The sequence below is a fragment of the Pseudoalteromonas sp. bablab_jr011 genome (assembly GCF_016464045.1).
Classification (GTDB): Bacteria; Pseudomonadota; Gammaproteobacteria; order Enterobacterales; family Alteromonadaceae; genus Pseudoalteromonas; species Pseudoalteromonas lipolytica.
Map to the genome: position 1 here is coordinate 1 of NZ_JACDWU010000179.1, position 221 is coordinate 221.

1 pseudogene is annotated in these 221 nt (G+C 48.9%); it reads right to left on the reverse strand.

The features are described 5' to 3' along the window. Window positions 1–198, reverse strand: a pseudogene (locus tag JIG41_RS23280) (RNA-guided endonuclease TnpB family protein); the annotation flags it as partial. Between the last annotated feature and the right edge of the window lie 23 nt (window positions 199–221).

The following is a 221-nucleotide window of genomic DNA, read 5'->3' on the forward strand; positions in this document are numbered from 1 at the left end:
AGCGCACTCCTGACTGGTATGCGGGGCGGGTATTTTGAAGACGGCTTTTCCTGCTTGGTAGGCCTTGTATTTGGTGTAAGTCTCTATGATGTGCCAGCCAACGTTTAAAATAGACTTGTTTAGCCCAGCCTTTTGTTTGGCTTTGTTTGACACATACCGACCTTGTTCATCCTGCTTCGCCTTTGGCTTGCGCGTCATGCTTGAGGTTCGTAAAGCCTCGA